This window comes from Halomonas sp. KM007 (genome assembly GCF_050709225.1).
Lineage (GTDB): Bacteria > Pseudomonadota > Gammaproteobacteria > Pseudomonadales > Halomonadaceae > Vreelandella > Vreelandella hamiltonii.
Genome location: NZ_CP136131.1, coordinates 625,717 through 650,997, shown reverse-complemented (window position 1 = coordinate 650,997; position 25,281 = coordinate 625,717). Strand labels below are relative to the sequence as shown.

General features: G+C 52.1%; 18 protein-coding genes and 1 pseudogene. 18 read left to right on the top strand and 1 reads right to left on the bottom strand.

All coding sequences use genetic code 11. The features are described 5' to 3' along the window. The first annotated feature begins 36 nt into the window (after positions 1–36). The 3 genes from RVM27_RS03040 (at position 37) to RVM27_RS03030 (ending at position 2,905) form a co-directional block, all read left to right on the top strand. The gene (locus RVM27_RS03040; protein ID WP_498957323.1) at positions 37–846 is read left to right on the top strand and encodes an ABC transporter permease; all 810 of its coding nucleotides are present in this window, start codon (positions 37–39) and stop codon (positions 844–846) included. A gap of 3 nt (positions 847–849) precedes the next feature. Further along, entirely contained in the window at positions 850–1,947 is a 1,098-nt protein-coding gene (locus RVM27_RS03035; RefSeq protein ID WP_498957322.1) for a KpsE/RkpR family capsule polysaccharide export protein, read from the top strand. 691 nt (positions 1,948–2,638) lie between these two features. After that, the gene (locus RVM27_RS03030; RefSeq protein ID WP_016913346.1) at positions 2,639–2,905 is read left to right on the top strand and encodes a hypothetical protein; all 267 of its coding nucleotides are present in this window, start codon (positions 2,639–2,641) and stop codon (positions 2,903–2,905) included. A gap of 288 nt (positions 2,906–3,193) precedes the next feature. On the opposite strand, the pseudogene RVM27_RS03025 reads toward RVM27_RS03030, so the two are convergent. Beyond that, positions 3,194–4,554: pseudogene (locus RVM27_RS03025) on the bottom strand (IS1380 family transposase). A gap of 12 nt (positions 4,555–4,566) precedes the next feature. On the opposite strand from RVM27_RS03025, the gene RVM27_RS03020 reads away from it, so the two are divergent. The 15 genes from RVM27_RS03020 (at position 4,567) to RVM27_RS02950 (ending at position 25,264) form a co-directional block, all read left to right on the top strand. Next, positions 4,567–4,890, top strand: coding sequence for a hypothetical protein (locus RVM27_RS03020; RefSeq protein ID WP_498957321.1), 324 nt, complete (start codon positions 4,567–4,569; stop codon positions 4,888–4,890). 372 nt (positions 4,891–5,262) lie between these two features. Continuing rightward, complete coding sequence (locus tag RVM27_RS03015) at positions 5,263–6,177, top strand: RpnC/YadD family protein (RefSeq protein WP_498957320.1); 915 nt, start codon at positions 5,263–5,265, stop codon at positions 6,175–6,177. A 225-nt stretch (positions 6,178–6,402) separates the two neighbouring features. After that, entirely contained in the window at positions 6,403–7,377 is a 975-nt protein-coding gene (locus RVM27_RS03010) for a DUF4351 domain-containing protein (RefSeq protein WP_498957319.1), read from the top strand. A gap of 952 nt (positions 7,378–8,329) precedes the next feature. Next, on the top strand, positions 8,330–9,751 hold the full coding sequence (locus tag RVM27_RS03005) for an MBL fold metallo-hydrolase RNA specificity domain-containing protein (protein ID WP_498957318.1): 1,422 nt from the start codon (positions 8,330–8,332) through the stop codon (positions 9,749–9,751). Between the two features lie 56 nt (positions 9,752–9,807). After that, the gene (locus RVM27_RS03000) at positions 9,808–10,548 is read left to right on the top strand and encodes a phosphoribosyltransferase (protein ID WP_081136789.1); all 741 of its coding nucleotides are present in this window, start codon (positions 9,808–9,810) and stop codon (positions 10,546–10,548) included. A gap of 447 nt (positions 10,549–10,995) precedes the next feature. Further along, positions 10,996–12,423, top strand: a complete 1,428-nt coding sequence (locus tag RVM27_RS02995; RefSeq protein ID WP_498957317.1) for an MBL fold metallo-hydrolase RNA specificity domain-containing protein — start codon at positions 10,996–10,998, stop codon at positions 12,421–12,423. An 82-nt stretch (positions 12,424–12,505) separates the two neighbouring features. Continuing rightward, positions 12,506–12,856 carry a four helix bundle protein gene (locus tag RVM27_RS02990; protein ID WP_498957316.1) on the top strand — a complete coding sequence of 117 codons (351 nt, stop codon included), beginning with the start codon at positions 12,506–12,508 and terminating at the stop codon, positions 12,854–12,856. 82 nt (positions 12,857–12,938) lie between these two features. Beyond that, positions 12,939–13,607, top strand: coding sequence for an ABC transporter ATP-binding protein (locus RVM27_RS02985; protein WP_074210387.1), 669 nt, complete (start codon positions 12,939–12,941; stop codon positions 13,605–13,607). A gap of 54 nt (positions 13,608–13,661) precedes the next feature. Then, on the top strand, positions 13,662–15,227 hold the full coding sequence (locus RVM27_RS02980) for a DUF8374 domain-containing protein (protein WP_474189142.1): 1,566 nt from the start codon (positions 13,662–13,664) through the stop codon (positions 15,225–15,227). A 49-nt stretch (positions 15,228–15,276) separates the two neighbouring features. Continuing rightward, on the top strand, positions 15,277–16,347 hold the full coding sequence (locus RVM27_RS02975) for a hypothetical protein (protein WP_498957315.1): 1,071 nt from the start codon (positions 15,277–15,279) through the stop codon (positions 16,345–16,347). After that, on the top strand, positions 16,344–16,643 hold the full coding sequence (locus RVM27_RS02970) for a hypothetical protein (RefSeq protein WP_498940824.1): 300 nt from the start codon (positions 16,344–16,346) through the stop codon (positions 16,641–16,643). The genes RVM27_RS02975 and RVM27_RS02970 overlap by 4 nt, the downstream gene beginning before the upstream one ends. 20 nt (positions 16,644–16,663) lie before the next feature. Continuing rightward, complete coding sequence (wecB, locus tag RVM27_RS02965; RefSeq protein WP_498957314.1) at positions 16,664–17,791, top strand: UDP-N-acetyl glucosamine 2-epimerase; 1,128 nt, start codon at positions 16,664–16,666, stop codon at positions 17,789–17,791. 68 nt (positions 17,792–17,859) lie between these two features. After that, positions 17,860–19,140 (top strand): UDP-N-acetyl-D-mannosamine dehydrogenase, encoded by a 1,281-nt coding sequence (wecC, locus tag RVM27_RS02960; RefSeq protein WP_074210392.1) that lies wholly within the window; start codon positions 17,860–17,862, stop codon positions 19,138–19,140. Positions 19,141–19,251: 111 nt separating this feature from the next. Then, positions 19,252–24,495, top strand: a complete 5,244-nt coding sequence (locus tag RVM27_RS02955) for a glycosyltransferase (RefSeq protein ID WP_498957313.1) — start codon at positions 19,252–19,254, stop codon at positions 24,493–24,495. After that, on the top strand, positions 24,479–25,264 hold the full coding sequence (locus RVM27_RS02950) for a hypothetical protein (RefSeq protein WP_498957312.1): 786 nt from the start codon (positions 24,479–24,481) through the stop codon (positions 25,262–25,264). The genes RVM27_RS02955 and RVM27_RS02950 overlap by 17 nt, the downstream gene beginning before the upstream one ends. Positions 25,265–25,281 lie beyond the last annotated feature (17 nt).

The following is a 25,281-nucleotide window of genomic DNA, read 5'->3' as shown; positions in this document are numbered from 1 at the left end:
ACACCACTTTCCGCTTACTAATTTAAAAGAAGCACTATGACAAATAGTAATAGCGCCCCGAAAGGGGCGCGCACCCCTTGGCAAGTTACCCGCAGCGTGTGGTACGCCATGTTCATGCGGGAAGCTCTTTCCCGCACCATGGGCGACCGCATGGGCTGGTTCTGGATGATCTTCGAACCCTTTGCGCTTGTTGCCATTATGGTGGGTATTCGTAGCTTCGTTAGTGGCGATAACTTAATAGCGAATGCACCCTTTATACCCTGGATGATCGTTGGAATGATGGGGTTTTTTTTAGTACGCGAAGGCATGATGCGTGGTATGGGAGCCATTGATGCTAACAGTTCATTATTTGCTTATCGCCAAGTACAACCTATAGACCCAGTATTAGTGCGCAATTTTCTTGAAGGCGCTCTACGGAGTTTTATATTCCTTATCTTTATTGGTGGGGGGTTAATGCTGGGGCTTGATATGTACCCCGATAACGCCATTAGAGCGATGGCTGCTTGGCTGTCCCTTTGGTGTCTCGGTGTGGGTTTGGGTCTAGTGACATCAGTCTCAGCAACCCTGGTGCCTGAAGTCGGTAAAGTTGTTCGAATGCTATCTCTACCGTTAATGATTATCTCGGGGGCAATTTTTCCGCTTAATCAATTACCGCACTGGTTGCTTGAGTATTTAATGTTTAACCCCGTTCCGCATGCGCTTGAAAACTTGCGGCTTGGTTTTTTCGAAAATTACCAAGTGATCCATGGCACTAGCATGCTTTATTTTTGGTTGGTGACATTGACTCTAAATGCGCTAGGACTACTCATGCATCTACGTTTTGTTGATCGTTTAAAGGCCAAATAACCCATGCACGTATCGTTTACTCGTTTTATCAAGCAGTCACCGCACTGGGCATTGGCCTTAATCGCTATCCTGCTCGTTAGTTTTTATTGGTTTGTATGGGCAGAGGAGCGCTACGTCTCGCGCGCGACCGTGGTGTTAGAAAGCCCTCAGGTCGCCACGCCAGAATTTAGCCTGTCATCCTTAATGGGGGGCGGGTCAGGTAACACCGCTGACCTATTGCTATTGCGTGAGCACTTACTTTCGGTAGATATGCTGCGCCTACTAGACGAGCAGCTCGGTATTCGCCAGCACTACAGCGAACACGGTGATTTCTTTGCGAAGCTGCGCGACCCCAACGTTCCAATCGAAGACTTGCACGACTACTACCTGCGCCGGGTAGAGGTAGAGCTAGACGAGTACGCAGGGGTGTTGAACATTCGTGTGCAGGGCTACACCCCGGAATTCGCCCACGACATGGCATCGCTGCTGTTAGAGGCCGGCGAAAACCACATGAACGAAATGGGCCACCGCCTGGCCGACGAACAGGTACGCTTCCTGGAGCGCCAAATGGTGCGCCTGGAAGAGCGCTTCAATGACACCCGCGCCCAACTGCTCGAATTCCAGAACGAGCACGGCCTGGTATCACCCACCAGCACGGTGGAAAGCATCAACCAGGTCGTCGCCACCCTCGAAGCCGACCTGGCCCGCTTCCAGGCCCAGCGCAACGCCCTGGCCAGCTTCCAAAGCTCGCAATCCGCCGAATTACGCCAAGTAGAGCGCAGCATTGCAGCACTACGCGACCAAATCACCGAACAGCGCGACCGCCTGGCCCAAGCCACCGGCAACTCGCTCAACCGCATCTCGGCAGAATACGAAACCCTGGAACTGCAAGCCCAGTTCGCCCAGGAAACCTACTCCAGCGCCCTGGCCGCCCTGGAAAACACCCGCCTGGAAGCCGCCCGCCAGCTCAAACAAGTCAGCGTGCTGCAAAGCCCGCTCATGCCCGAATACCCCACAGAGCCCAACCGCCTCTACAACAGCACGGTATTCGCCATCATCACCATCTTCCTCGCCTTCATCCTCAGCATGCTCATGATGATTGTGAAGGATCATCGGGATTAGAGTTGTTGGTGAGTGGTGAGTGGTGAGTAGTGAGTAGTGAGTAGTGAATGGTGAATGGTGAATGGTGAATGGTGAAGGGTGTCGCCACCCCGTAGCGCGGCGTAACGCAAGAGCGAGGTCACGAGCGAAAGAGGCACCCGCGAAGGGCGGCCCTAGCCGCCCCGATGGAGCCACGGTGATGAATCAAACCTCGTTGGCATATTCGGCACCCCTAACGGGGTGCTTCGCGGGTGCGCTCCGCTTACACCGCGCTACGGATGCATCGCCAACGATACGCATGGGCACCAACCCCGTAGCGCGGCGTAACGAAAGAGCGAGAGCAACGAGCGAAAGAGGCACCCGCGAAGGGCGGCCCTAGCCGCCCCGATTGAGCCACGATGATCGAGCAAACCCCAGTGGCATATTCGGCACCCCTAACGGGGTGCTTCGCGGGTGCGCTCCGCTTACACCGCGCTACGGGGCGCCGCCAACGATACGCATGGGCACCAACCCCGTAGCGCGGCGTAACGAAAGAGCGAGAGCAACGAACGAAAGAGACACCCGCAGCGGCGGCCCGGCGCGAAGGGCGGCGTCGGCCGCCCTGATCGAGCCACGATATTTAATGAATCATTGCAATAGCCTGCTCTATTCGAAACTACTCGGTCTATAATGAATCTATGGTTTCACAAGCTGTACTGAGAAGGGGGAAATCATGAGTCAGAAATCAAACCACGAGAAGCTAGCGATGGTGCGCAAAGGTAAGAGAAAAGATCCAATGCAAGACACGCGCTCACTCATGCAGTTTGCGAGTGAATCCTCTCGCGCGGCCATCCAAAGAAATTTGGCGGCAGGTGTTTCTGTGGTCTATGAACGTGATGGCTATCTGGTTGAAGAGTCGCCCGATCATCAGGTCAAGCAGCTCAAAAAGTTAAAACAAGCCCAGCCGTTCAATCTTAGGGAGTATTTGTGCCAAGGTTAAGGCTTGTTGCTGGCCCAAATGGCTCGGGTAAAACAACCCTGACTCAATTTTTTCTTACCTGAATCCGTGAAGCCGGCGCCGACACTTTCCCTATCACCGCCAGCGAGCACTTTTTGATCATTCGCCCCGTGCAAGTTGGCTTTCGCAAGCCCGTTATTGCCAAAACCCACCGTGCTGATCGGTGCTGACGGCCCGTTTTGTCATGCCTTTCCACCCGCCAGGCACGACATATCTGGCGATCGCGTGTCGCTTGGAACTGCTTGTGGATAGAGTGTCGCCGATTGACGGTCAGCATGGCGTTCCTCGTGGATAACGCACTCGGCTCCGCAGCGTCTTGAGCACCGTCATGCGCCCGATATCCTGCCCGAAGTCGAGGATGATCTGCCGTGCCTTGTGAATCACGAGAGCCGCACGGTGCACCAGCTCTTGTAGCACGGTGCGCAGCCGGCGCCGCTTGGCGGGTGGCGAACCGGGCTCAGCTCGCCGGTCATGCCCAGCTGTCCCATCAGGCGCAGGATGTTGTAGGCCAACTGGGCGAGATGCAGGATCAGATCGTTGGTGGCGAACTTGCCGGACGGCAAGCGCTCCAGGTCGAGATCGGTCTTGATCTCGCTGTGAAACTGCTCATGGGTGGCATGCGCCTGGTAGCGTTTGATCACCGCCTCCGGCGCCTCGTCCAGGCTGGTCCACCAGCCTTCCAACTCATAGTCCGGTTCGAGCAGCAACTGGCCATCGCGATCGGCGGTGCGCTCTACCAGGCGCATCACGCGTTGGACGACGTATTCGGTCTTGTTGTCGTCGTGGATCGAGACGGTCTGCGACCACAGCGCCTGGCGCTTGCCAGGACGCAGCTCTTCCCAGTAGTCCGCCGCCACCGCCAGCCAGGTATCTCGATCAGCCGTGGCCGAGCCACGCGGGTTCCATTTGACGACATAGTCGAGCCGGCGCCCCTCGTCGGCAAAGACCTGGCGTTGCTGTTCGAGAAGCGCCAGGTGCGCCTGGCTGTCGAAGCCGCTGTCCTCGCGTAACAGGATCGGTTGCTTGGTCAAGCATTGGGCGCGAGGCAGTACCCGCTCCAGGAAGGCGTTGCTCTCCTTCATGGTGTGCTGCTTGCCAGGCCGCAGTTCCAGACCCAGGCACCACCCTTCGTTGCCCAGATAGGCGGCGATCGGGGTGTAGCCATCGACCTTCTGGTAGGTCCGCGAGACGCCTTCCTTCTTCGAGTTGCTGTTGTCCATGACGAAGGTGTCGATGTCCAGGCAGACGTGCGTCGTCTCGGCGGTGATCGGTGCTTCGATCAGTGACAGCAGGGTCGTGGACCAGGTGGCGGTGCGCGCCTGCAGGTCGTTGGCGGCAAGTTTTTCCAGCCGCTGTCGCAGTGTCGCCGCGCTCGGCACCTTCTGCAGGGTCAGCAGTTGTTGGAAGGGCTTGTCGCGGCGGAAGTTCTCGACAGCGTCATAGTCGCTCATGCCCAGACACAGCAGGCCCAGGTAGCTCTTGATCACGTCACTGGTGCGCATGCCCAGCGTGGTGGGGAAGCGGCTGTCGATGCTGTCGACGCCAGCGATCTCGAAGCATTGCCCGATGATGGACAGCCCGGCGTGGCTGGTGAGGGTGCGGCAACTGGCGCGGAACTTTATGTTGGGCATGGCACTGTCTGGGTGAATGGCGATAATGGCTATATTGCCATGCAGGTCAGTGGGTTAGAAGTGCTTCCGGGGGCCGGTCTCACGGATTCAGGTCTTAGTAAGAAAATACCATTAGGGCAATATTTAAATCCTGATGATATTGCGAAGCATATTGAGCTAAATGATGTTATTGAAAAAACCTCAACCGCAATGTCTGAGGGCAAGGCGTCCGTAAAGTCTTTTGCTAAAGAGTTTGAAACGTATTTTGCTGCGATATCTGCGCAAGCGAATTTAAGAAAATTGATTCACTTTGGTTTGTCGATTCAGTGCTTAAAAAATGGGACAGATCTAAAGTGAGATCTGCACGCCCCTCATAACGCACGTAGCAATAAATAGCCGCCAACACCCGTATTAGCGGCACCAGCCGCCCCGATTGAGCCAGGGTGATTAATCAAACCCCGTTGGCATATTCGGCACCCCTAGCGGGGTGCTTCGCGGGTGCGCTCTGTTTACACCGCGCTACGGGAACACCGCCAACGTTAAGAAGCTTGCAGAGATCTCGTATCGCGTCATAACGATCAATCGCGTCAATACCTCGAATGGCGGCACCAAACCCGTAGCGCGGCGTAACGAAAGAGCGAGAGCAACGAGCGAATGAGGCACCCGCGGGGGCGGCCCGGCGCGAAGGCGGCGCTAGCCGCCCCGACGGAGCTACAGCAAGGAAAAGCCATGGTGAACCGTACAAGCCACGATCAAAATTTCAAAAACCTGATTTTGGACTATCCTCGCGAAGCCCTCGCTTTCTTTGCATCAGAAGAGGCTGGAGATTTACTGCCTAGCGTCAAAGTCACTCCTATTCGCCAGGAGCAATTAAAAGAGCGCCTGGGTGACAGATTTCATGAGCTAGACGTACCGTTGCTGGTAGAGTGGCCAAATGGGCAACGCGAAGCGCTACTGTTCACGCTAGAAGAAGAAACGGATCCCGGCCGTTTCTCGATCCACAGGCTGGCGCACTACACACTGCACCTGAGTGAGCTATTCGATACAGAACGAGTGGTACCGGTGGTGATTTTTTTGAATTCTAATAAAAAAGTGGCAGAAAGCCTGCATATTCGAAGTGAACGCCATAGCTACCTACAGTTTCACTATTTACATACACATTTAAATAAATTGCCGGCCAATCAGTATTTTAGTAGTCAAAATATCGTGGCGCGCCTGAATTTACCGAATATGGCATGGGCAGAGAAAGATAAAATCGATGTATACGCCAATGCCATACAAGGTCTGTTTTCGCTGGAACCAAGCATTGAAAAGCAACTCAAATACATAGACTTTGTCGATATCTACAGCGATTTAAGCACAGATGAAAGACAAGCCTACCAAAGGCGCTATCCTCAGGAGGAAAGCAAAATGGCTGGTTTAGCAGAGCGTCTTCGTACGGAAGGTATTCAGCAAGGCATGCAGCAGGGCCGTCAGCATGAAGCACAAAACATGCTGCGAAAGCTGCTCATGCTGAAGTTTGGCGAGTTACCGTCATGGGCCGATACCCAAATTGAGGCGGCTTCCATAGAGCAGCTGGAAAACTGGATGGAAGGCATATTGAGTGCCAACACATTGGAAGCCCTGATCGAACCTATTCAGTAACCGCTAATATTCACGCCATCATCGGCACCCCTAACGGGGTGCTTCGCGGGTGCGCTCCGCTTACACCGCGCTACAGGTGAATCACCAACGATACGCATGGGCGATCACCCCGTAGCGCGGCGTAACGAAAGAGCGAGAGAAACGAACGAAAGAGACACCCGCAGCGGCGGCCCGGCGCGAAGGGCGGCGTCGGCCGCCCTGATTAAGCCACAGCAAGGAAAAGCCATGGCGAACCGTACAAGCCACGATCAAAATTTCAAGAACCTGATTTTGGACTATCCTCGCGAAGCCCTCGCTTTCTTTGCATCAGAAGAGGCTGGAGATTTACTGCCTAGCGTCAAAGTCACTCCTATTCGCCAGGAGCAATTAAAAGAGCGCCTGGGTGACAGATTTCATGAGCTAGACGTACCGTTGCTGGTAGAGTGGCCAAATGGGCAACGCGAAGCGCTACTGTTCACGCTAGAAGAAGAAACGGATCCCGGCCGTTTCTCGATCCACAGGCTGGCGCACTACACACTGCACCTGAGTGAGCTATTCGATACAGAACGAGTGGTACCGGTGGTGATTTTTTTGAATTCTAATAAAAAAGTGGCAGAAAGCCTGCATATTCGAAGTGAACGCCATAGCTACCTACAGTTTCACTATTTACATACACATTTAAATAAATTGCCGGCCAATCAGTATTTTAGTAGCCAAAATATCGTAGCACGGCTTAATTTACCGAATATGGAATGGGCAGAGAAAGATAAAATCGATGTATACGCCAATGCCATACAAGGCCTGTTTTCGCTGGAACCAAGCATTGAAAAGCAACTCAAATACATAGACTTTGTCGATATCTACAGCGATTTAAGCACAGATGAAAGAAAAGCCTACCAAAGGCGCTATCCTCAGGAGGAAAGCAAAATGGCTGGTTTAGCAGAGCGTCTTCGTACGGAAGGTATTCAGCAAGGTATTCAGCAAGGCATGCAGCAAGGCATGCAGCAAGGTATGCAACAGGGCATGCAACAGGGCATGCAACAGGGCCGTCAGCATGAAGCGCAAAACATGCTGCGAAAGCTGCTCATGCTGAAGTTTGGCGAGTTACCGTCATGGGCCGATACCCAAATTGAGACGGCTTCCATAGAGCAGCTGGAAAACTGGATGGAAGGCATATTGAGTGCCAACACATTGGAAGCCCTGATCGAACCTATTCAGTAACCGCTGACACTCACGCCATCATCGGCACCCCTCACGGGGTGCTTCGCGGGTGCGCTCTGCTTACACCGCGCTACGGGAACACCGCCAACGTTATGAGGCGTGGCACCAACCCCGTTTCGCGCCATAACGAGCAACCGCGTCAACACCTCGAATGGCGGCACCAACCCCGTAGCGCGGCGTAACGAAAGAGCGAGAGCAACGAGCGAAAGAGGCACCCGCGTTGGCGGCGCCAGCCGCCCCGATTGAGCCACGGTGATCGAGCAAACCCCAGTGGCATATTCGGCACCCCTAACGGGGTGCTTCGCGGGTGCGCTCCGCTTACACCGCGCTACGGATGCATCGCCAACGATACGCATGGGCGATCACCCCGTAGCGCGGCGTAACGAAAGAGCGAGAGCAACGAGCGAAAGAGGCACCCGCGAAGGGCGGCCCTAGCCGCCCCGATCAAGCCACAGTGATCGAGCAGGCCTCATCGGCACCCCTAACGGGGTGCTTCGCGGGTGCGCTCTGCTTACAGCGCGCTACGGGAACACCGCCAACGTTATGAGGCGTGGCACCAACCCCGTTTCGCGCCATAACGATCAATCGCGGCAACACCTCGAATGGCGGCACCAACCCCGTAGCGCGGCGTAACGAAAGAGCGAGAGCAACGAGCGAAAGAGGCACCCGCGTTGGCGGCGCCAGCCGCCCTGATCGAGCCACGGTAATTGAGCAAACCCCAGTGGCATATTCGGCACCCCTAACGGGGTGCTTCGCGGGTGCGCTCCGCTTACACCGCGCTACGAATACGTAGCATACTTAGAAGCGTGGCAAGAACCCCGTAGCGCGGCGTAACGAAAGAGCGAGAGCAACGAGCGAAAGAGGCACCCGCGAAGGCGGCGCCAGCCGCCCCGATCACGCCACCAAACGCCAAAATGCCATACCGGTAAGAGAAAGCACGAAAAGGAATTCAATGCTCAACATCACCCACCACGGCGGTGCCACAGGCGTCACTGGAAGCTGCCACCAGCTCACCCTCGATAGCGAACACTCACTGCTGATCGACTGCGGGCTATTCCAAGGCGAAGACGCAAAAGAAGATGCTTTCCAGCAGCTACAAATCGAATTCGATATCAGCACCGTCAAAGCGCTGGTCATCACCCACGTACATATCGATCACGTAGGCCGCTTGCCCTACCTGCTGGCGGCGGGTTTCAAAGGGCCCATCATCTGCTCTATCCCCTCGGCCAAACTGCTGCCGCTGGTGATCGAAGACGCCCTGAAAATCGGTTTCACCCGTAACACCCAGTTGATCGAGCGCTTCCAGCAGCAGTTGGCTTCCCAGCTCATCAGTGTGCCCTATGGAAAATGGCACAGCGTGTTTGAAAAAACCGAAGAAGGCGGCATCACCACCCGCGTGAAGCTCAAGCGGGCAGGGCACATACTGGGCTCCAGCTACGTGGAAGTAGCCCACCAGCACCCCAACGGCGAAAAGGAACGGGTCATCTTCAGCGGCGATCTAGGCGCTCCCTACGCACCGCTACTGCCCGCGCCCCAATCGCCCTATGGCTGTGAACAATTAGTACTCGAAAGTACCTACGGCGACCGCCAACATCCCGACCGCCGCCAGCGCCGCGCCACGCTGAAACAGGCCATCGAGCAAGCGCTCACCAACGGCGGTACCGTGATGGTGCCCGCTTTCAGCATTGGCCGAACCCAAGAGTTGCTCTACGAGCTGGAAGGCATCATTCATGAAGCCGAGCGCAACGCCAAACGCGGGCTGCCCAAAAGCCTATGGCAAACGCTGGAGATCATCGTCGATTCACCGCTGGCCGCCCGTTTTACCCAGGTATACCGCGAGCTGAAGCCCTACTGGGACGACGAAGCCCAACGCCGCCTGCGCAGTGGCCGTCACCCGCTCAACTTCGCCAATCTCTACACCGTAGACAGCCACGAAGCCCACGAGCGAACGGTCAGCTACCTGGCCAGCACAGGCCGCCCAGCGGTGGTCATCGCCGCCAGCGGCATGTGCGCAGGCGGGCGCATCATGAACTACCTCAAAGCCATGCTGGGTGATGAACGCCACCAGGTACTGTTCGTCGGCTACCAGGGCGCAGGCACACCAGGCCGCGCCATACAGCAATACGGCCCGCGTGGCGGCTGGGTCGAGATCGACAACCAGCGATACGATATCAAAGCAGGCGTCACCTCCATCAGCGGCTACTCCGCCCACGCCGACCAAAAAGGCCTGCTCAACTTCGTCAAACGCATGCGCCGCTGGCCCCGCACCATCCACCTGGTGCATGGCGAACAAACCGCCCGCAGCGCACTCAAACGTGAGCTGGAAGCGATGTACGCTCGGAAAGGGAAAGAAGTGAAGGTTCATAATGGCTAATCAACAGGCCAAGTATGTTACGGAGATCGATCAGCTGCACATTTTGAGACAATGCAATGGATAGAGTGTATGCATTTCCAAAAGAAACCAAGCATTTTCATTGTTTCACGAGTGATGAAGATATAAAGCAGCATGCTGCCTATAGAGATGCCAAGTCAGGAGATGCAGAAGCTGCTTTACAACTTGTGGGTGATTTGGCTCTTGAGTTTCTGTTCTCTCTTGAAAATGAATTTCCTGAAGGAAGTATTTTTGTATCGCCCTACGCTCAAGAGGCTTCAGGTGATAATGCTTTACCTCTGATCCTCTCGCTGATGTGCGCAGAGGTGCTAGATGGTGTTAGTGAAACAGATATCGTTCAAATGCAAAAAGTGTTTCATACCGGGGCTGACCCTATGGAAAGACTCATTGCAAGACCCTCATTCGAGGGAGCTGTTCAGCATGGTGGTCGTTATATATTAGTAGATGACGTCACTAGTATGGGTAGCACGTTAGCTGAGCTGGCTAATTATTTGTTAATGAATGGTGGATACGTTATTGGGACGGTTCTGTTAGTAAATGCAGGTCGTTCGAAGGAGTTTCGAGCCTTAAAAAAACATACTCAGCTATTGGAGGAGCGTTTCTCTGATGAAATCAAAAATATCTTCGGAATACACATCTCAGCCCTCACCGCCAACGAATCAAGTTATCTCGTCGGCTTCAGAACCGCTGACGAGATCCGAAATCGATGCATTAAGGCAGAAAAAGAGACAGTTAAGCGCTTATTATCAAAAAATTATCCATATGCGGCTGGCAGCTAAGTAATGACTAACGGCTCATCATTTCCCGATGCCTGTTACCTATATGGAACCACCACCCCGTTTCGCGGCGTAACGAAAGAGCGAGAGAAACGAGCGAAAGAGGCACCCGCGAAGGGCGGCGCCAGCCGCCCCGATTAAGCCACGGTGATCGAGCAAACCTCACTGGCCTCACCGGCACCCCTCACGGGGTGCTTCGCGGGTGCGCTCCGCTTACACCGCGCTACGGGGGCGCCGCCAACGATACGCATGGGCACCAACCCCGTAGCGCGGCATAACGATCATCGCGTCAACACCTCGAATGGCGGCACCAACCCCGTAGCGCGGCGTAACGAAAGAGCGAGAGCAACGAGCGAAAGAGGCACCCGCGTGGGCGGCGCCAGCCGCCCCGATCAAGCCACTACGCTCCATAACGCCTTACCGCCCAAAGCAAGCACGAAAAGGAATTCAATGCTCAACATCACCCACCACGGCGGAGCCAAAGGCGTCACTGGAAGCTGCCACCAGCTCACCCTCGATAGCGAACACTCACTGCTGATCGACTGCGGGCTATTCCAAGGCGAAGACGCAAAAGAAAACGCCTTCGATCAGCTACAAATCGAATTCGATATCAGCACCGTCAAAGCGCTGGTCATCACCCACGTACATATCGATCACGTAGGCCGCTTGCCCTACCTGCTGGCGGCGGGTTTCAAAGGGCCCATCATCTGCTCTATCCCCTCGGCCAAACTGCTGCCGCTGGTGATCGAAGACGCCCTGAAAATCGGTTTCACCCGTAACACCCAGTTGATCGAGCGCTTCCAGCAGCAGTTGGCTTCCCAGCTCATCAGTGTGCCCTATGGAAAATGGCACAGCGTGTTTGAAAAAACCGAAGAAGGCGGCATCACCACCCGCGTGAAGCTCAAGCGGGCAGGGCACATACTGGGCTCCAGCTACGTGGAAGTAGCCCACCAGCACCCCAACGGCGAAAAGGAACGGGTCATCTTCAGCGGCGATCTAGGCGCTCCCTACGCACCGCTACTGCCCGCGCCCCAATCGCCCTATGGCTGTGAACAATTAGTACTCGAAAGTACCTACGGCGACCGCCAACATCCCGACCGCCGCCAGCGCCGCGCCACGCTGAAACAGGCCATCGAGCAAGCGCTCACTAGCGGCGGCACGGTCATGGTGCCCGCCTTCAGCATTGGCCGAACCCAAGAGCTACTCTACGAGCTGGAAGGCATCATTTATGAGGCCGAGCGCAACGCCAAACGCGGGCTGCCCAAAAGCCTATGGCAAACGCTGGAGATCATCGTCGATTCGCCGCTTGCTGCCCGCTTCACCCAGGTATACCGCGAGCTGAAGCCCTACTGGGACGACGAAGCCCAACGCCGCCTGCGCAGTGGCCGTCACCCGCTCAACTTCGCCAATCTCTACACCGTAGACAGCCACGAAGCCCACGAGCGAACGGTCAGCTACCTGGCCAGCACAGGCCGCCCAGCGGTGGTGATCGCCGCCAGTGGCATGTGCGCAGGCGGGCGCATCATGAACTACCTCAAAGCCATGCTGGGCGATGAACGCCACCAGGTACTGTTCGTCGGCTACCAGGGCGCAGGCACCCCAGGCCGCGCCATACAGCAATACGGCCCGCGTGGCGGCTGGGTCGAGATCGACAACCAGCGATACGATATCAAAGCAGGCGTCACCTCCATCAGCGGCTACTCCGCCCACGCCGACCAGAAAGACCTGCTCAACTTCGTCAAACGCATGCGCCGCTGGCCCCACACCATCCACCTGGTGCACGGCGAACAAACCGCCCGCAGCGCACTCAAACGTGAGCTGGAAGCGATGTACGCCCGAAAAGGAAGCGTGGTGAGAGTGGTGAATAGTGAGTGGTGAGTAGTTTTTGGTGAACAGTGAACAGTGAACAGTGAACAGTGAACAGTGAACAGTGAGTGGTGAAGTGTGGTAGGGAGGGGAAATGAGGAAGCATCAGGAGTTGAGGGTCTGGCAGCAGACGATGGACCTTGTCGAACATGTATACACACTCACCAAAACCTTCCCAGATGATGAAAAATACGGCCTCACCAGCCAAATGCGTAGATGTGCTGTCTCAGTGCCGAGCAATATTGCAGAAGGGGCGGCAAGAGGAAGCACCCAAGAATTCATTCGCTTTTTGTATATATCTCAAGGTTCTTTAAGCGAACTGGAGACCCAATTGCTGATTGCTCAACGTCTCGAATATTTACAAGATATATCAGCCACTCTAGCAGCAATTAACCAAGCATCAGCCCAGCTAGGTGGACTCATTAAACATTTAAAGAATCGGTGAAATCAATGCACCCCATGAACGCCCAATTCACCACTCACCCCTTACCACTCACTATTCACCCCTTACCATTCACTAATACCAAATGATCGAGATAAAGAACCTCTACAAGCGCTACCACAACCACCACGGTAGCGACTGGGTGCTCAAAGACATCAACCTCACCATACCTACCGGGGTGAGCGTAGGTCTGATTGGCCGCAACGGTGCCGGTAAATCAACATTGCTGCGCCTTATTGCAGGAATGGATACACCAGAGCGTGGCGAGGTAATACGCCACAGCCGGGTCTCTTGGCCAGTAGGGCTAGCAGGCGGCATGCAAAACAATATGACAGGCCGCCAAAACGTCAAATTTGTAGCGCGAACACAAGGCTGTGGCCCCGAAGAAGTAAAACGGGTAATAGCGTTTGTGCAAGATTTTGCAGAGATCGGTGAAGCGTTCAATGAACCAGTACGTACGTATTCATCAGGTATGCGTTCAAGGCTCTCGTTTGGCCTCTCACTAGCGTTTGATTTCGATGTTTATATTTCAGATGAAGCTACGGCGGTAGGGGATCGAGCGTTTAAAGCAAAAGCGCAAAACCTATTTAAATCGAAAGTTGGGCAATCGTCGCTGATTATTGTTTCTCACTCTGAGGGGATTCTCAAAGAGCTATGTCAAGTAGGCGTTTATATCAAGGACGGGCAAGCGCTTTGGTTTGATAACATTAATGAAGCGATAGAGTCTTACCACAATGATGTGGATAAAAAATAAATTCATCGTTGCTATCTAAATTGCATAAATACCAAGGTATAGAGGAATGTGTCAGTGAATAGAATTGCCATTGTCGGCCATCCATCTTCGGATTACATGGACGTAGAAGCACTGCTAAAAAAATATGGTATGGCAGAGGCAGCTCCTTCCAGAAGGGAAGGCATGAGTATTCACAAAATTCAGGACTCGCTTTTTAAAGCTCACAGTGCCGTAAATGTTGAAGATGCTCAACAAGAGAGCGAGTTGGGGCAGTTGGAGCTTAGCAATGTATGGCAAGGGCTAGTCTTGGACTTATTGCTAGGAAACATTGAGCAAGAGGGCGTATGGGGCTGGGCTTCACCGGATACTCTGCGGTTACTAGATATGTGGTATAAGGTAGATGAGCAGACCTCTTTCTTACTGGTATACCAACACCCAGCCATAGCACTGAAAAATGCACTAGATCGCAAAGAGGACATTTCCCCAATCAAGGTGCTCAACAACTGGGCGGCCTATCATGGGGCCTTGTTAGCCTTTTACTTACGCCACCCTGAGCGCAGTTTCCTGGTCCACACCCAGCAGCTCCTTAGTCAGCCCCAGGACATACTCAAAGCGCTACCTGAGTTTTCAGCTAATCCCGCAAGTGCAATTGTAGCGCCTAAGGCAAGCCGGTTAGCGACTGCGCTCGAATCATTCGATGGCTGTGAACAAGCAAATGTCACACAGTTAGAAGCAGAGCCGTTAGCGCGTTTTCTCAGCGAAAAAGTGGTCGAACAGCACTCTGCGCTTTCCTTGTTTGAAGAGCTGCAAGCGAGCGCTACCTATCCAAGGGAATGTAATAGCACACTGACATATGAGGATGCTTGGCAGTATTTCAAGCAAAAGCGCACTGCGCTATTAAGTACAATCACAAGTTTGCAACAGGCGCTGGAGAGCGAAAGCAGCAAGAGTGCTGCTTTAAAACGCGAAAATGAAACGTCGACCAATAAGATTGCAAGCTTGCAGCAAGCGCTGGAGAGAGAAAGCACCAAAAGTGCTGCTTTAAAACGCGAAAATGAAACGTCCGCTAATAAGATCGCAAGCTTGCAGCAGGCGCTAGAGAGCGAAAGTGCCAAGAGTGCTGCTTTAAAACGCGAAAATGATGCGCTGAAAAAAACACCTCCAGCCCCCGCTGTTGATACTACTAAGCTACAGCAAGAAAACAGTATGCTGCTGGAGCAACTGCACGTAGTGCAGGAAGAGCTAGAAAAACTGCATAGCCAAAGGGGAGTGAACTCTGCAGCTGCCTCAATAGATGAGTCTTATTACGGCGCGGACCAACGCATTAAACGCCAGCTAACTTACCGGTTAGGGGCAGTAGTAGTGAATAGCCACAGCATAAAAGACTTTATCTGCCTCCCCCTGTCACTGAAACGCGAATATGCCGCATATCAAAAAGACATGAAGGCTCGCAAAGGGGAAAAACTACCGCCCATTTCCCAGTATGCGGATGCCCACAAAGCGGAGCAGGTGAAACGTCATCTCTCTTATCGCTTAGGGCAAGTGATTATGAACCACGCAGGTTCCCCTGTAGGGTGGGTGAAGCTACCAACGGCATTAAGCCGAGAAGCCAAAGCTTTTCGTAAAGAGCGCCAGAGTTGATCATCATTCAGTATCTTGCCAATAACACCAACACCATAGCGAGCATCTTATGACGGTTTTGACTCACTCCACTCAAGCTTCCTCTTCACAGCCTGCACTTGGCTTCCATGCGCTTTCGCTTGTGCAATGGCTAAGCGCGCTTCATGGTTTACAGTCACCGTCACAAATAACGCTGTTTGGGGCAGGCAGTGGCCACAATGAAGTGCTTGCCTGGGCAGCAGAGCAGTCCATTGAAAAGGTTAGCTTGGTCGAAGGTAGCCAGCAGGCGTTTCATCAGTTAAGCGTTAGATGGCAGGCTGCGCAGCCGCAATGGAAGCTGCACAATGTGGTGATGGATGCCGGGGTGGATAAAGCTGATACGTTTTATTTAGCCAGCAACTCCACAGAAAGCGGCTTGCTGGCACCTTTAACACTTACCCCTCTATGGCCGAACATCGCAGAAAAAGAGAGCCAGCCATGTGAACCTGTCAGCTTGACTGAGTGGGCAAGTACACACTGGCGAAGCCCAGGGCAGTGGCTCTTTATTAACTATTTTTGTGAAGCAAGCTTGTTAGTTAATCAGGTCGCTGAGTTTGATAAAGTAGACGTGCTTAGGTTGCGTGTAAGTACTGAAAAATCAGTACCCCAAGCTATAACTGCAGCTGCATGGCAGCCAGCTTTGAAGCAAGCAGGTTTTCGCATCATCAGCCGTGAAAGTGAGCGTCATCCGGGTATTGAGCGCTGGCTGTGTGTTAAGGTCCTTAACAGCGGATCCTCTGCCGTTAAAGCAGAGCTTGCTCAAACAAAAGCGGAGTTTGAGCAGGTGAAAGAGAAACTTGAAAATACTCATAATTGGTTCATGAACCATAAGAAGCAAGCGCTGGAGTATGAAAAGCAACTGGCTGTTACAGAAGACGAATTAAAAGCAACTAAAAATGAACTGGCGCAAACGCGGCAGCAAATGGAGCAAATAAAGTTGCTAAGAGAATCAGTCGATCAATTATCCCAGAAAATGTCGTTAGGGTTTACGATTCAAAGCGAGCAGCGTCAACAGTCAACAAACGCATTAGGAAAACATATTACCCAAATGCTTCAACCTTCCAAAGTGAAGACCGAAAATGAGGAAAAGGATAACCTATGAGCGCACAGCCTCTTGTGGTCAAGCAGGCCATGCAAGCATTTCGGCAAGGGAATTATGCCGCCGCCAAAGTGCTTTACCAAAAAGCTGCCAAACAGTACGGCGCACACTTATTTAAAGCCAATCTCTACCTGTGTGATAAATACGCTGGCAGCGGTTCAAAACAGCTAGCCGTGATGCCTGAAAGCATGACAGGTCAAGCGGATCAGGCACAGCGCCAACTCCAGGAAACTCAGCAACTTCTTGAGCACTACTACCAGCGCTGCCAAGAACTTGAGTACCAACGATTAGAGCGTTGATTAACAGCTAAGGTAACAGAATGAAAGTATTGACCGTATTTGGCACCCGCCCCGAAGCGATTAAAATGGCACCGCTGGCGCTCCAATTAGCCGCCGATGAGCGTTTTGACGCTAAAGTATGCGTAACGGCACAGCACCGAGAAATGTTGGATCAGGTGTTATCTCTATTCGAGCTAGTACCCGATTTTGACCTGAATATCATGAAACCGGGCCAAGACCTCAACGATGTCACCTGCGGGATTCTGCAAGGTCTCAAGGGTGTTTTTGAAGAGTTTAAGCCTGATATCGTGCTGGTGCATGGCGACACAGCGACCACCTTTGCCACCACCCTAGCGGCTTACTACCAGCAAATTCCTGTTGGTCACGTAGAAGCAGGTCTGCGTACCGGTAACCTATACTCGCCTTGGCCGGAAGAGGGGAACCGTAAACTCACTGGGGCATTGGCAAAACTGCACTTTGCACCTACCGAAACCTCTCAACAAAACCTGTTGAACGAAGGCATCGCACCAGCGGATATTCACGTAACAGGCAATACAGTGATCGACGCACTGTTGGATGTTGCCCACAAGCTGGATACGAACCAGGCATTGGCGCAAGAGCAGGCCGCACGCTTTCCCATGTTGCAGGCAGGCAAGCGCTTAATACTGGTTACCGGCCACCGCCGCGAAAGCTTTGGCGGCGGTTTCGAACGTATTTGCCAAGCACTGGCAGATACCGCAAAAGCGCACCCCGATACGCAGATTCTCTACCCGGTTCACTTAAACCCGAATGTACGCGAGCCAGTGAATCGGTTATTGGCAGGTATTGATAACGTCCACCTTATCGAACCTCAAGACTACCTGCCGTTCGTCTACTTGATGAATCGCGCCCACATCATTCTGACGGATTCCGGTGGTATTCAAGAAGAGGCGCCATCTTTAGGTAAGCCCGTGCTGGTAATGCGCGATACCACCGAGCGCCCAGAAGCGGTTGCCGCTGGTACCGTAAAGTTGGTGGGCACCGATGCCGCTACCATCACTGAAGAGCTGACCCACCTGCTAACAGATGAAGCAGCCTACAACGCCATGAGTTATGCCCATAACCCCTACGGCGATGGCACCGCCTGCGAACGTATTCGCAACGTGTTAAGTGAGTGGAAACAGCAGTAGCAATTATCAAATTCACCATTCACCATTCACCATTCACCATTCACCATCGACTATTCACGGATAAACACATGAAATTTGAAACCATCTCTATGATTGGCCTGGGCTACATTGGTCTGCCGACTGCAGCGGTATTTGCTTCACGGAAGAAGAAAGTGATTGGTGTTGATGTTAACCAGCACGCCGTAGATACCATTAACAAGGGCGATATTCATATTGTAGAGCCTGAGCTAGATATTGTGGTGAACGCTGCGGTGAAGCAGGGTTACCTGCGTGCAACCACCACCCCTGAACCCGCTGATGCCTTTTTGGTAGCCGTACCTACACCGTTCCATACGGATGAAAACGGCCAGAATCACAAAGCAGATTTAAGCTATATCGAAGCAGCAGCTAAATCCGTAGCGGCAGTGTTACAGCCGGGCAACTTGGTGGTTCTAGAATCCACCAGCCCCGTAGGTGCCACCGAGCAGATGGCAGAGTGGCTGGCAGAAGCACGGCCAGATCTAACCTTCCCACAAACCCACGGCGAAGCATCCGATATTCGTATTGCCCACTGCCCCGAGCGTGTTTTACCGGGCCATGTGATTCGCGAGCTGGTTGAGAACGACCGCGTGATTGGTGGTATGACCCCGAAATGTGCTGAAGCTGCCTGCGCGCTCTATCAAATCGTGGTGGAAGGTGAGTGTGTTGCTACCACTGCTCGCACTGCCGAGATGGCCAAGCTAACCGAAAATAGCTTTCGCGATGTCAATATTGCTTTCGCAAATGAGCTTTCCACCATCTGCCACGAGCTAGATATCAATGTGTGGGAACTGATTGCTTTAGCAAACCGTCACCCACGAGTGAATATCCTGACCCCCGGTGCGGGCGTAGGTGGTCACTGTATTGCTGTAGACCCTTGGTTCATCGTAGATGCCTGCCCAGAACAGGCCAAAATCATTCGCGCAGCGCGCGAAGTGAACGATGCCAAACCGCAGTGGGTGTTAGGCCGTGTGAAAGAAGCGCTGGAGTACTACCACCAGCAGCACCCGGATGCCAAGCGTAGCGATTTGACCGTGGCTTGCTTGGGGGTTGCCTTTAAACCGGATATTGATGATCTGCGTGAAAGCCCCGCCCTGGGGATTGCCAAAGAAATTGGCAAACTGGGCTGCAAACTACAAGTGGTCGAACCCAATATTGAAACACTGCCTAAAGGCCTGGAAGGCGATAACGTAACACTGGCGACCTTCGATGAAGCCATGGCACAAGCCGATGTGGTCTGTGTGTTAGTGAAGCACAAGCCGTTTATTGTTCATAAGAAGGCCGTGAGCGGTAAGGAAACCGTCATCGACGCTGTGGGTCTGCTAGGTTAAATATTCACCCATAACTGTCGCTAAACCAGGTGAGTGGTAACAGCAAGGCGTTTCGCAGCCCAAACCACCACTCACCACTCACCATTCACCATTTATCTCTCACGGAAACCCATGGACGAGCTTCTTCAACACGCCACACATCTAGCGAATCAAACCAGCCACGCACTTTCGATGCCTATTAAAGGGCGTGTGGCTTATGTGGTCAGTCATGGTCAAAGTTATGCGAGCAACGGCTATGCGATTCGCACACAAGGTGTGGCTAAAGCCCTTAACCAACATGGCTTTGAAACTCTATGTTTTGTTCGGCCGGGTAGACCGTGGGAGTTAAAGCAAAATAGCCAACCTACTCCTCCTGAAGTGACCCTGCAGGGGGTGCGTTATATTCATAGCCGCTGGCCTAATGATGTTGCGCCGACCAACGAGCGCGAGCACTTAGAAGCGAGCGTTCAGCAATTCATGACGCTTTTCAGCGTTTACCGCCCAGAGGTGGTGCTAGCTGCCTCTAATTGGATAGTAGGCTTACCCGCCTGGGTGGCGGCTAAGCGCCTAGGTTTGCCGTTTTATAATGAAGTACGTGGTTTCTGGGAGCTATCACGCGCCGCACACGATCCCGCTTTTGAAAGTAGCAAAACCTGCCAAATTGAAGCAGAGCGCGATACCTTTGTGGCAAAGCAGGGGTTAACCACTTTCACGTTAAATGCCCCTATGCAGGAAGAGCTGGTGAAGCGTGGCGTCAAGCGAGAAAGCATTCAGCTAGTACCCAATGGCGTTAGCGAGCTACCGAATATTGCCCCCGCCGACCCTGCGCTTAAGAAGCGCTTAGGAATTCAGGAAGGTGACAAGGTAGTGGGCTACATTGGTAGCCACAGTGTTTATGAAGGCTTGGATACCTTGATAGCAGCCTGTGAGGCATTGGTGCAGCAGGGGCAAAAAATCAAGCTGCTTTTAGTGGGGGATCATCAGCCGATTACTCAGGCGCACAAAGCCAACAAGGCAAACGTAAAGCAACCTTGGCTCATTCAGACGGGGCGAGTGCCTCACGAGGAAGTCGCCAACTATTATGCATTGATCGATTTAGTCGTCATCCCGCGTAAACCGCTTCGCGTTTGCGAGTTAGTACCTCCGATGAAAGCGGTAGAAGCACTTTCCCAGGGCAAACAGCTGTTAATGAGTGATTTGCCTGCGTTAAGAGCCGTCGTTCCTGCTCATGACAATGTGTCATATGTGGTGTTTGAAGGTGCTGAAAGTTTATCGAAAAGCATCAAAGAAAGTCTTGCTAAAAGCACTAAAACTGACCTTGGTGATTTAGAAAGCATCACACTGGTACATAGTGTAAAAAACATGGTGTCGATTTTTAAGGGTGGTGTGATCAGTCAGCATAAAACCCCTTCAAAAAGCATCAAAGCAACACAGGAAAAAACATCAGCAACTGCCAGTAGCTTCTCTGCGGCTAGTCAGCAGTTTTACAAGCATGGCCAGATCAGCGGTGTCATCCAATCAATCCGACTGCTTTGTGACACCGGTAGTAAGTTGGATAAACCACAACGTGATTTCTTAGGCTTTATCGAAGGGCTCGAGCGTTTAAAAGGTGGCTGGCCGCTTCCTCCTAAGCAGCCCAACCCTGGTTTAATGACACAGCGTTTTCACGCGCTCTACTGTTTGCACCAATCGGTGCCTCATGCTACGAATGGCTATTCGACACGTTCCCATGGAATCGCAGTAGGGCTTCAACAAGCTGGTTGGAAAATCCGCGCCACCACGCGCCCAGGCTTCCCTTGGGATGCGGGCGCAAAAGGCTTAACAAAGGGCTATCACGAAGCACAAGTAGATGGTGTGACGTATGCCGCAGTAGCTGGATGGGATTTAAGTAAAACGCCACTGGATTACTATTTAGCAGAAGCGGCAGACCACTACGTTCGTGAAGCACAAACCAGCAGTGCTGAAGTCATTATTGCCGCCTCCAACCATATAACGGCTTTGCCAGCGTTGATGGCAGCTCGCCGATTGGGTTTACCGTTCGTTTATGAAGTACGTGGCTTGTGGGAAGTCACCCAGGCGTCTACACAGCCGGAATGGGCGAATTCAGAACGCTTCTACCTCATGCGAGAGCTAGAGCAGCAGGCGGCTCGTGAAGCTGATTTGGTCATCACGCTGACGGATGAGCTGTCGACTGAGCTTGTTAGTTGGGGTGTTTCCAAAGAAAACGTTGTAGTTATTCCTAACGCGGTCAACGCTGATACCTTTACTCCCACAAAACCCGATAGCGCCATTGCTGAAGCGCTGAAGCTACCCCCTAATGTCCCAGTGATTGGTTATGCTGGCAGCGCTGTGGCTTATGAAGGATTAGAGCTGCTACTTGAGGCGATGGCTAAGCTTAAACATCAAAAAAAAGAATTTGTATTTGTGTTAGTGGGTGACGGTAAAGTGATCGACACCGTCAAGGCAAAAGCCAAGGCGCTAGGTATTGAAGAGCAGTGTCGATTTACTGGGCGAATTTCGTTTGAAGAAGTACCGCGTTACCTATCTTGTATGGATATTATGCCGGTTCCCAGGCTTTCATCGGCAGTCACGGAAATGGTCTCCGCTCTGAAGCCGCTAGAAGCCATGGCCATGGGTAAAGCGGTGGTTCTTTCGGATGTATCTCCACATCTCACCATGGCAGGTAATAATGAACGTGCTCTGCTATTCAAAAAAGACAGTGTGGACAGCCTGACCGAAACCCTCAGCACGCTTATTCAACAGCCTAAATTACGTGAAACACTGGGCGGTGCGGCGCGGCGCTGGATTGAGCAAGAGCGCACTTGGCAATATGTCACGCAAAACTATCACCATGCTCTACAGCGTTTGTGGCAAACACCAACGGCTAGCGTCCAACAGCAAGCGAAAACGTTAGATCAAATTACGCTAGGCTTGATTGCTGACCAGTTTACAACCGATACACTGGCCAGCGGAGTGAAAGTGGTCAAACTATCTCCTGAGAATTGGCGTCAGGAAATAGTCGATCAACCTATCGATGTAATGTTCGTAGAGTCAGCTTGGAAGGGCAACGACTGGGCTTGGCACCGCAAGGTGGGCTATTACAGTGATGAAGAGTTTGCTCCACTCAGTGCATTATTAGCGTACTGCCGTGAAAAAGGCATTCCTTCGCTATTCTGGAATAAAGAAGACCCTGTTCACTTTGATCGCTTCCGTAAAACGGCAGCGCTTTGTGATCATGTGTTCACCACAGATTCAAGAAGAATCATCCCTTATTTAGCAACCCCAGGGGCATTGACACAAAGTGTTAGCAGTTGCCCTTTCTACGCGTCACCGAAGATCCATAACTTGCTGCCCTCTAAGCGCTCCTGGCAGCACACTGCTGCCTACGGCGGTACGTACTATGGCAAGCGCTACCCAGAGCGCACAGAGTATATGGACAAGATCATGAGCGCAGCAGCCCCCTTAGGGCTGACTATCTATGACCGGCAGCACGATGACCCAGAGTCACCCTATAAATACCCAGGTGGGCTAGGTAGCTATGTGGCAGGCAGCCTAAGCTACGAGGAGATGATTGAGGCGTATAAGGCGCACCCTGTACAAATCAATGTTAACTCGGTGCTCGATTCTCCTACGATGTTCTCAAGACGAGTAACCGAAGCAGCGGCTTGCGGTGCGCCCATTATTTCAGGGCCTGCATTGGGCATGAACCGCTACCTGGAGGCAGCAGGGCATGTGGTACGGCAGGAAAGCGAAGCTGCTCAGGCGCTTGAAAATCTGATGCACCATGACGCGTACCGTTGGCGTGTAGCTTTGAAGGGCGCAAGAGCGGTAATGCGGGCGCACACGACTCAAACACGCCTTACCCAAATGTTACGCACAGCAGGAATGCGTGTTTTAGCTCCTGAGTTACACGAAATTCGCCTCTATAGCGAAACGATCACTCAGGTTGCTGCGCAAAGTATCGTGAACCAAACCGTGTTGCCAGCCAGAGTCGCCGCAACTACCTGGAGTGAAGATACAAAAGCGCAGCTGCAGGCAGTGGGTGTCGAATGCATAGACGCACATCAGGTAGAAATAAAGGCTAATGAGTATTGGCTATGTACCCATGTAGATGCGTTAGAAAATGCCGAACCAGAGGATATTGAAGATTTAGCGTGGACAACGGTCTACTCACCTTATGCACGAAGCGTGCTAGATAGAGCGGATGCACTAGCTCAAGGAGAGTGGGCAGGTGTCGCGTTCGTGAGTGATACGGTAGAAAGCGATTTTCAGCTTATTCGTGCCGATGAGTCACAAAGTATTGAGCAGCTCATTGCATCTAGTCGCCAACAAGAAACACTCGCATTACGAAAACCTCCGAAACAATTTGCTCAAGCACCGAACGTAGCACCTACGAAAACAATCGTTATTGCAGGTCATGACTTAAAATTCATTAAGCCCTTCTATCCTTATTTCACAAAGGCTGGCATGCGCTTGCTGCTGGACTTCTGGAATGGCCACAATCAGCATAATGAAACAGCTAGCAAGCGGTTAGTGCGCCAAGCGGATACTGTTTTCTGCGAGTGGATGATGGGGAATGCCATTTGGTATGGCAAGCATAAGCGAGAAGGCCAAAAACTCATCGGCCGCTTGCATGCCCAAGAATTAAGAAGCCCGCTTTTCGATAAAGTACCTTTCAACGCATTCGATACAGTCATCTTCGTTGGCCCGCATATGCTTAGGCAGGCGATTACTCGAAACCCTGTGCTAGAAAAGAACGGCGTTGTGATCTACAACGGTGTCGATGTCGAGGCACTTCAAGCCGTACCGCGTAAGCCAACCAATGGCAAAGTGTTAGGCATTGTCGGTATTGTGCCTCAGAGTAAACGCTTCGATCGTGCTCTCGATATTCTGAAAGAGCTACGCAAGGACGACAAAGGGTACACATTACGGGTGAAAGGTAAGCGCCCAGAAGATTACCCCTGGATGAAAAACCGACCAGAAGAAATGGCATGGTATGAATCACAATACCAACGTTTGGAGAGCGATCCTGACTTGAAGGGGGCAGTATATTTTGACCCACAGGGTAACGATATGCCGGAGTGGTATGCGGGTATCGATTATGTGCTATCCGTTAGTGATCATGAAAGTTTCCATTTGGCTGTTGCTGAGGGTGCAGCTGCAGGATGTAAACCTATAGTACTCCCTTGGGAAGGTGCGGATGAGATATATCCTTCTGATTGGCTGAGTCTAAATGTTAAGTCTGCTGCAGCTGCAATTAATGATCAACGATTTGAAGTAGCTGCAGGTTTACATCTGTCGAGTGATTTTGATATCCCCTTAATTGCTGAGATGATAAAGAAAATAATGGGTGGTTTTGATGTCTCTTGTAAATAAAAAAATCAATTTTAAAGAGTTTGGGTTGGATTTTAATTATTTTTTTCATATGAAAGGTGAGAGAAATCTGTTGGTTTTCATGCCCTCTGCGATGAGTAATCGTGAAGTTATACCCAAGTTTAGTCGTTGGTCATGGATGGAGGAGGTTAAAGGTTTTGATTCAATATGTGTCGCAGATCCTACGTTGCACCTTAGTGAAAGTATTTTGGGTGGTTGGTTGCAAGGCACTCAAGAAGTATGGGCTTTAGAGCGGATTGTTAGCCATATTTATCTTCTGTCCTTGGTTCATGATTACGATAAGATTATATTTCATGGGTCTTCACTAGGTGGGTTTGGAGCAATTCAAAGCGTAGTTCTAATGAATAATATGTTTAATATTAATGCGCTATTTCTGGCGGAGAATCCTCAAATTGACCTTGCGATATATCAATGGAAAAGACATAGAGATACTGTGGCTAAGGTGGTATACGGCAAGGATGTTATAGAAGATGTTGACTCGGAATATCTCCACAGACTTAATGTGTCGAAAACTATTGAAAAGTTGTGGGGACAAGATTTCTCGCCTAGGGGAGTTGTTGTGGCTAAAGAGTCTGATAGGCACCATTACAAAGAACATGTAATTCCTTTCTTGGGTTATTTAAAATCAAATTTCAGAGAGTGTATGGTGGATCTCCATTTGATTAGTGTGCATGAGGATGCTAGTGGCCATACGGCTTTAGATAAAGAAAGGTTTTTTAGGGAACTAAGCGAATTGGTTGAAGATGCATAAAGTAGCCTTCTAGTAAT

Coding starts and splice junctions, on each gene's coding strand:
- RVM27_RS03010 (WP_498957319.1), top strand. CDS start 6,403: ATGGCGAACCGTACAAGCCACGATCAAAATTTCAAGAACCTGATTTTG.
- RVM27_RS02955 (WP_498957313.1), top strand. CDS start 19,252: ATGGACGAGCTTCTTCAACACGCCACACATCTAGCGAATCAAACCAGC.
- RVM27_RS03040 (WP_498957323.1), top strand. CDS start 37: ATGACAAATAGTAATAGCGCCCCGAAAGGGGCGCGCACCCCTTGGCAA.
- RVM27_RS03015 (WP_498957320.1), top strand. CDS start 5,263: ATGGTGAACCGTACAAGCCACGATCAAAATTTCAAAAACCTGATTTTG.
- RVM27_RS02995 (WP_498957317.1), top strand. CDS start 10,996: ATGCTCAACATCACCCACCACGGCGGAGCCAAAGGCGTCACTGGAAGC.
- RVM27_RS03035 (WP_498957322.1), top strand. CDS start 850: ATGCACGTATCGTTTACTCGTTTTATCAAGCAGTCACCGCACTGGGCA.
- RVM27_RS02950 (WP_498957312.1), top strand. CDS start 24,479: ATGTCTCTTGTAAATAAAAAAATCAATTTTAAAGAGTTTGGGTTGGAT.
- RVM27_RS03005 (WP_498957318.1), top strand. CDS start 8,330: ATGCTCAACATCACCCACCACGGCGGTGCCACAGGCGTCACTGGAAGC.
- RVM27_RS02985 (WP_074210387.1), top strand. CDS start 12,939: ATGATCGAGATAAAGAACCTCTACAAGCGCTACCACAACCACCACGGT.
- RVM27_RS02970 (WP_498940824.1), top strand. CDS start 16,344: ATGAGCGCACAGCCTCTTGTGGTCAAGCAGGCCATGCAAGCATTTCGG.
- wecB (WP_498957314.1), top strand. CDS start 16,664: ATGAAAGTATTGACCGTATTTGGCACCCGCCCCGAAGCGATTAAAATG.
- RVM27_RS03030 (WP_016913346.1), top strand. CDS start 2,639: ATGAGTCAGAAATCAAACCACGAGAAGCTAGCGATGGTGCGCAAAGGT.
- RVM27_RS03000 (WP_081136789.1), top strand. CDS start 9,808: ATGGATAGAGTGTATGCATTTCCAAAAGAAACCAAGCATTTTCATTGT.
- wecC (WP_074210392.1), top strand. CDS start 17,860: ATGAAATTTGAAACCATCTCTATGATTGGCCTGGGCTACATTGGTCTG.
- RVM27_RS02990 (WP_498957316.1), top strand. CDS start 12,506: ATGAGGAAGCATCAGGAGTTGAGGGTCTGGCAGCAGACGATGGACCTT.
- RVM27_RS02975 (WP_498957315.1), top strand. CDS start 15,277: ATGACGGTTTTGACTCACTCCACTCAAGCTTCCTCTTCACAGCCTGCA.